The sequence below is a fragment of the Frankia torreyi genome (assembly GCF_000948395.1).
GTDB lineage: Bacteria > Actinomycetota > Actinomycetes > Frankiales > Frankiaceae > Frankia > Frankia torreyi.
Genome location: NZ_JYFN01000115.1, coordinates 1 through 7,019 on the forward strand (window position 1 = coordinate 1; position 7,019 = coordinate 7,019).

Sequence of the window (7,019 nt, forward strand, 5' to 3'; positions counted from 1 at the left end):
CGGTTCACGACGTTGGAGGGGCAGGCGCCGTCGGCGCAGACCCAGGTGACGTTCCAGTACCGGCTGGGTACGAACACCGCCACCGGCTGGACGGATGTTCCCACCGGCGCCGTTGTCGTGGCGGGTACGTCGACGCATCCGTCGTGGCCGATGGTCCGCAACGGCTCCGGCCTGTTCGACAAGCTGACCTGGGACCTCGCCGCGACGATGACCGCCGCGGGCGCCCCCGACGGGCCGGTGCAGGTGCAGGCCTGCTTCCGGGACGCCTCCAACACGGTGACCTGCGTGCCGGCGCACACGATCCAGTACACCCGGCGCGCGTTCGCCGACGCCGAGGCCACCCAGGCGGTCGGGCCGGGCTCGGTGGCCCTGCTGACCGGCGACTACTCGGTGTCCGCCACGGATGTGTCGATGCCGACGTACACCGGCAGCCTCACCGTCGGGCGCACGTTCACCACCCTGTCGGCGAACGCGCCGGCCGGCGCCGGGCTGACGGTCGACCCGTCGACCCCGGCGGCGGCCGGCTGGTTCGGTAACGGCTGCACGTCCGCGGGTAACGCGGTGACCGCGTCGTTCACCGCGCCGGCGAACGCGCTGCTGCTCGCGCTCGCCGACACCGGTTCGACGGGTTCCGGTGCGAGCACCGGCCCGTCGGTGTCGGACTCGGGCGGGCTGACCTGGACCCGGATCGGCAGTTCGGGGGCGAACGGTACCAAGGACGAGGCGCTCGCCTGGTGGGCGAAGACGTCGAGTTCGGCCGCCCGGACGGTGACGTTGACGTCGTCGACGAACACCTGCTCGAAGTTCCTGCAGGTCCTGGTGGTGATGAACGCGAACCTGACCACGCCGATCGGCGCGACGAACATCGGCCCGTCGGGGAACACGACCGCCGGGGTGTTCAACCAGTCGGTGACCTCGACGGTGGCCGGGTCGATGGCGGTCGCCGCGGTCGCGGACTGGAACGCCGCCGGCGCCCCGACCCCGGCCGCCGGGGTCACCCTGCAGGGCACCTACAACCAGTACGACCTCACCGGCGCCGCCCTGTACAAGACGGCGGCGTCCACCGCCCCCGGCCAGGCGCTGACCGTCGCCACCACGGCGCCGTCCGGGGCGACGAACTCGTGGGCGATGTTCGAGGTGCTGCCCGCCGGTGCGTCGAACGGGATCTTCGGTCCGGGGTGGACGGCGAGCATGCCCGGCCCCGACGCCGGCGCCGCCGACGAGACCCTCACCGACAGCACCGACTCCGGTGGGTATGTCACCTTCACTGACGACACCGGTGTCCAGGACGTCTACGCCCGCAGTGGCACCGGCGGCTACCCGTACGCCTACACCGGTGTCGGTGACGACGCCGTCGACGGCAGCACCCTGACCAAGGACTCCGCCACCCAGTTCACCCACACCGACGTCGACGGCTCGAAGACCGTCTTCGTCGCGCAGACCGTCGGCGGCACCACGGTGTGGCATCCCAGCCAGGTCGTCGAACCCGGCTCGAACACCACCTCGACCTTCACCACCGACTCCGCCGGCCGCACCACCCGCATCCTCGGGCCGGTACCGGCCGGGGTGTCGTGCACGACGCTGGTGGCCGGCTGCCGGGCGCTGAACCTGACCTACGCGACGTCGACGACGGCGACCGGCACCGGCACCGACCCGGCGACCTGGGGTGACTACACCGGCCGGGTCAGCGGCATCGCGATGGCCCTCAACGGCAACACCCCGGTGAACGTGGCCGTCTACGCCTACGACGCCAACGGCCGGCTGCGTTCGGCGAAGGACCCCCGCACCGGCCTGACCACCACCTACAGCTACGACACGGCCGGCCGCCTGTCCACGCTCACCCCACCCGGCCAGGCGACCTGGACGCTGGCCTACGACGGGTCGGGCCGGATCTCGACGGTGTCGCGTCCGACGCCGGCGGGGCCGACGGCGACGCAGACGATCGCCTACGACATTCCCGTGTCGGGCAGCGGCGCGCCGATCGACCTGTCCTCGGGTGCGGTGGCCGGCTGGGCGCAGCAGGACCTGCCGCTCTACGGCGCCGGGGTGTTCCCCGCCGACCACGTGCCGGCCGCGACGCCGACATCGTCGGACTGGCCGTACGCCGACCTCACCTACCTCAACACCGACGGCCGACAGGTCAACAGCGCCTCCTACGGCAACGGCGCCTGGCAGATCACCACCACCGAGCATGACACCAACGGCAACACGATCCGCACCCTGACCGCGGAGAACCGCAACCAGGCCTTGGCCCCGACCGCGGACACCGATCCGCTGGTCACCTCGCTGACGACGTCGGCGGCGCGTTCCCAGCTGCTCGACACCCGCACCGTCTACACGGCCGATGGGGTGTCGGTCACCGACACCTACGGCCCGACGCATCGGATCGTGGACAACGGCGGTTCCCGCTACTCCGCCCGCGAGCATGTGCACACCGACTACGACCAGGGCGCCCCGTCGTCACCGACGCCGTACCGGTTGCCGACGACGGTGACGACCACGGTCCGCCTGCCCGACGGCAGCGACGCCGACCCGCGCAAGACCGTCAACGGCTACGAGGCGAAGAGCGGCGCGGACGCGGCAACATCCGGGTGGAACCTGCGCAAGCCGACGACGGTGACGACGTGGATGGGCGGCGGGTCAACGCCGGACATCGTGCGGACCACCTACTACAACGCGGCCGGCAACACGGTGGAGTCGCGCCAGCCGAAGGCGAACAGCGCCGGCACCGATGCGTTCACGACGGTGACGTCGTACTTCACGGCGACGGGCACCGGTGGGTGTGTGAACGCCTCCTGGACGGGCCTGGCCTGCACCTCCGGCCCGGCGGCGCAGCCGTCGACAGGCAACCCGCTGCCGGTGTCGACCTACACCTACAACGACCTCAACCAGACCCTGACCGAGGTCGAAACCGTCAACACCACCACCCGCACCACCACCTTCACCTACGACACCGCCGGCCGGAAGACCTCGGAGGCCATCACTGCGAGTCCGGCCGCCGACGGCGGCACGACGCTGCCGACGGCGACCTACGGCTACGACTCGTCGACCGGCCTGCCGACCACGACGACCGCGAACAGCATCACCTTGACCAGCGGGTATGACTCGTGGGGTCGGACGACCTCGCAGACTGACGCTGACGGCAACACCGCGTCCACGACCTACGACATTGACGGCCGGATCGCCACGACGGGGGATGGCAAGGGCACTTATACCTACACCTATGACGGCACCACCGGCGAGCACCGCGGCCTGGTCACCAGCCTGAACGTCGGCGCCGGTTCGGCTCCGTCGACGTTCACGGCGGGGTACAACGCGGATGGGAAGGTGACGTCGGAGACGTATCCGAACGGTCTGGTCGCGGCGACCCGCTACGACGACAACGGCGAACCGACCACGCTCACCTATGCGATGGCCGGCAACCCATGGTTGGCGTTCGCCCAGGCGAACTCGGTCTACGGCCAGGTCCGGATCGACTCGACCCCGGCATCGTCGAAGGCGTTGGGCTATGACCTGTCGGGCCGCCTGACGTCGGTGGCGGACACGGTGAGTTACGGTGGTCCAGCGCAGTGCACCACCCGGGTCTACGCCTACGACGCCGAATCGAACCGCAACAGTCTGTCGAGCTACCCCGACGCCGGGGGCAGCGACGCGGGAACCTGTTCCACGTCGACGTCGCCGACGGTATATTCCTTCTCCTATGATCAGGCCGACAGGCTCACGAACACCGGCTACGCCTATGATCTGTTCGGCCGCACCACCATCGATCCGTATCCGCCGGCGGGCAGCTCGGCGAGTCTCGGCTACTACGTGAACGACCTCGTCGCCTCCGAAACCGTGGGCTCCGCGACCCGGACCTACGCTCTTGACCCGGCCCGGCGTATCCGCTCCTGGGCCGACGGCTCGACGACCAGCGTCAACCATTACGCGACCAGCTCCGGGGACAGCCCGGCGTGGATCGGCGTCGGCACGGCCTGGACCCGTAACATCACCGGGATCGGCGGCGACCTCGCCGCCACCCAGACCGACACCGGCACCGTCACCCTGCAACTGGCCAACCTCCACGGCGACGTCGTCGCCACCGTCGACGACAACACCTCCGCCACCTCCCCGGCCAGCTACGCCGAATCCACCGAGTTCGGCAGCCCCTACTTCCCCTCCACCGCCTACCCCCGCTACGGCTGGCTCGGCGCCAAGGAACGCTCCCGCGACACCCTCTCCGGCCTCACGTTGATGGGCGTCCGCCTCTACGATCCCAGCCTCGGCCGCTTCCTCCAGACCGACCCCGTCCCCGGCGGCTCCGACAACCCCTACGACTACGCCCAGCAGGACCCCATCAACGACTTCGACCTCAGTGGACAATGGGGCTGGCGCAAGTGGGCGAAGGGCGCCCTAGCCGTAACCGCTGTGGTCGGGGGCCTCGCTTGCGGTGCGAGCGTGGTCTGTGGTGTGGCCGTGGGCGCTGCAGCGGGCCTCGCGATGTACAGCGCCGGCCATGCCGGGACTAGCTCGTGGAGTTGGCGCGGTGCTGGACTGGCTACGGGCATTGGTGGGCTATCGGGTCTGACCTGGGGCGGAGCTACGAGCCGAATCGGTTGGCGCTTCGGCTCCAAGAACGCTTCTGGGCTGGGAGTTCGCTTCAGCAGCAAAGGAGGGCGTGGCACCGACTTCCTCTGGAACGGATCGAGAAAGTTCGCCATCCATTCGCACCGCTTGCCTGGCAGGCGGCTGCCCTTCTCGATCCACTACCACCGCAGACCGGGCATCGGTCGCCACCGTCCTTGGGAAGGGTGGTAGTCCGGAACATGAGTGCCAACTCTGTCGGCGTCCAGCCGCCCATCGTCTTGTTCGATGTGGATGACTTCCTCTATAGTTTCTCGTCGGTCCACGCACTACTTGAATGGTACGAGCCTCTCATGCAAGAAGAATCGAACGGCTGTTTCGATTCCCTTGCGCGGATGGTGACTGTGAACGCAGAGGGAGGAGGTTGGCAGGCTCGACTTGCGGACGACGGCGATGGGGACGCCCTGAGGGGCCGGGCCCATGCATTCCTCGCGCGATACGAGCCGGCCTATCTGGATCTCGCTGACCTCCCTGACATGGCCCTGGTCGAATCGCTTGCTCGCCTGCAGAGGTATGCAATTCGATGACCGCTGTCCTTATGCGGCTGCAGCCCTGGGTGTGCTAAAGATGCCCTATCCGATAAAGGATACCGGGTCTTGAAGGCACTGTTTGAGATTGATGGGACCGCCTATTCTGCCTCAAGAAGGGTGTGGGGCCCTGTCGAATGGGAATCTCGTCATCTAGCAGGTGGGCCGAATAGGCGACGGTCTCGACGCGCGTGAAAGTGGTTTAGGGAAATGGCAAGTTGATCGTAGTGCGACGACTGAATCCGCCCCGGGCCTCCAGGAGGCCCGGGGCGGATTCAGAATCACTGTTCTACATCCAAGACGAAGCTGATATAGTCACCGAAGCGTAAGCATCCCGGTCTCCACCGGACCCGGAACGGTTCACTCCTGGGCGCGGCGTAGTGTCCGAACATGCATTACGATCTGGCTCGCGACCAGTGGCAAGCCATCGAAGCCGGTGCAGTCGTGGGGCCGGACGGCCGTAGGTACGTGAGGCGCGGCACGCGCATGAAGCGGAAACAAGCTGCAGCTTTTGCAGCCAGCGGTTGTCCGTTGCTCGTCTACTGGCCCGGGGTCCTGCCCGACAAGACTCGCGTGGAGTGGTTCGATGGCACGGACGCGCTGTCGGCCTGGAAAGCGCATCGCTCCTCCGTTACCAGCGATCCATCTCACGCGGCGAGGGGATCGGCGTTGACAGCCGGACTCTGGGAGTCCACGGAGGAGGAACCCCTTCTCGTGCTGACCTGGCATCACTAGCCTCGGGCTTTCGTGCGCCCAGCAGACTGGAGGTGACGCCGTGTAGCGGATGATCCACCATTCGTAAGCTCGTCGTCGCTTGCCGGTGTGAGTCCGGTCCGGGTAGCTGCCAGGAAGGCCCGGTAGCAGACTGGCGGCTTGGTCGGGTAACTGGCCGGGTCGAAGCCCAGTGTCAAAAGCCCTGCAAGGGGGAGCGACTGGACGGTCCGTAGCATGAAGCGAAGCCTGCCGCCTCGTTAGAGGCCCTGTGGGGCTCCAGAACCCCGATTTGGGCGGTGACCTGCACGTTTGCCCGCCGGACGGGGCCTGTGTCGGGCAGGCTGGATGGTCATGGTGTGGTCGCTGCTCTACGCCCTGACACGCAACACTCTCGGACTGATGTTGCTCCGGGTGCGCGGCGACACCGCGAAAGACGTGGAGCTCCTCATCCTGCGACACCAGGTGGCAGTGTTACGACGGCAGGTGAATCGTCCGACGCTGGAACCGGCGGATCGGGTGATCCTCGCAGCCCTGTCCCGACTGCTCTCCCGAGCCCGCTGGGGTTCGTTCTTCGTCACCCCAGCCACCCTGCTGCGCTGGCACCGCGACCTCCTCGCACGCAAATGGACCTAGCCACGGAAGTCGCCCGGTCGGCCGCCGGTTTGCAGGGAGATCCGCGAGTTGGTCCTGCGTCTCGCACGGGAGAACCCGATCTGGGGCCACCGCCGGATCCAGGGCGATCTGATCAACTGGTCGGCAGGGTCAGTCATGCCCTGCCATCCCGTAACGCAACAGACCCACGGATCCTGCACCGCGGCGGGCCGACGCCTTTGGGCGGACGTTTCTGTGCGCCCAGGCGTCCGGCCTGCTGGCCTGCGATTTCTTCACGGTGGACACCGTGTTCCTGCAGCGGATCTACGTGTTCTTCGTCGTCGAACACGCCACCCGCCGTGTTCATGTTCTCGGGGTCACGAAGCAGCCGACCGCAGCGTGGGTCACCCAGCGGGCACGGAACCTGCTGATGGATCTCGAGGAGCGCAGCCACCGGTTCCGGTTTCTCGATAGTGCCCCGTGGAGTGGTGTAGATCGGTTCGCGTTTCGCTCTGCTTCTTTCGATATTATGCGGCTTGGAACTCGGTCGCGTCGAGAGCGATC

At 67.7% G+C, this 7,019-nt stretch carries 2 protein-coding genes and 1 pseudogene; all 3 read left to right on the plus strand.

All coding sequences use genetic code 11. The features are described from left to right. A partial coding sequence (locus tag FF36_RS30765) for an RHS repeat domain-containing protein (RefSeq protein WP_052681673.1) occupies positions 1-4,797 on the plus strand: 4,797 nt, incomplete at its 5' end. Between the two features lie 1,412 nt (positions 4,798-6,209). Further along, positions 6,210-6,497, plus strand: a complete 288-nt coding sequence (locus tag FF36_RS41370) for an integrase (protein ID WP_242419922.1) — start codon at positions 6,210-6,212, stop codon at positions 6,495-6,497. Between the two features lie 256 nt (positions 6,498-6,753). Beyond that, positions 6,754-7,019: pseudogene (locus FF36_RS41375) on the plus strand (integrase); the annotation flags it as partial.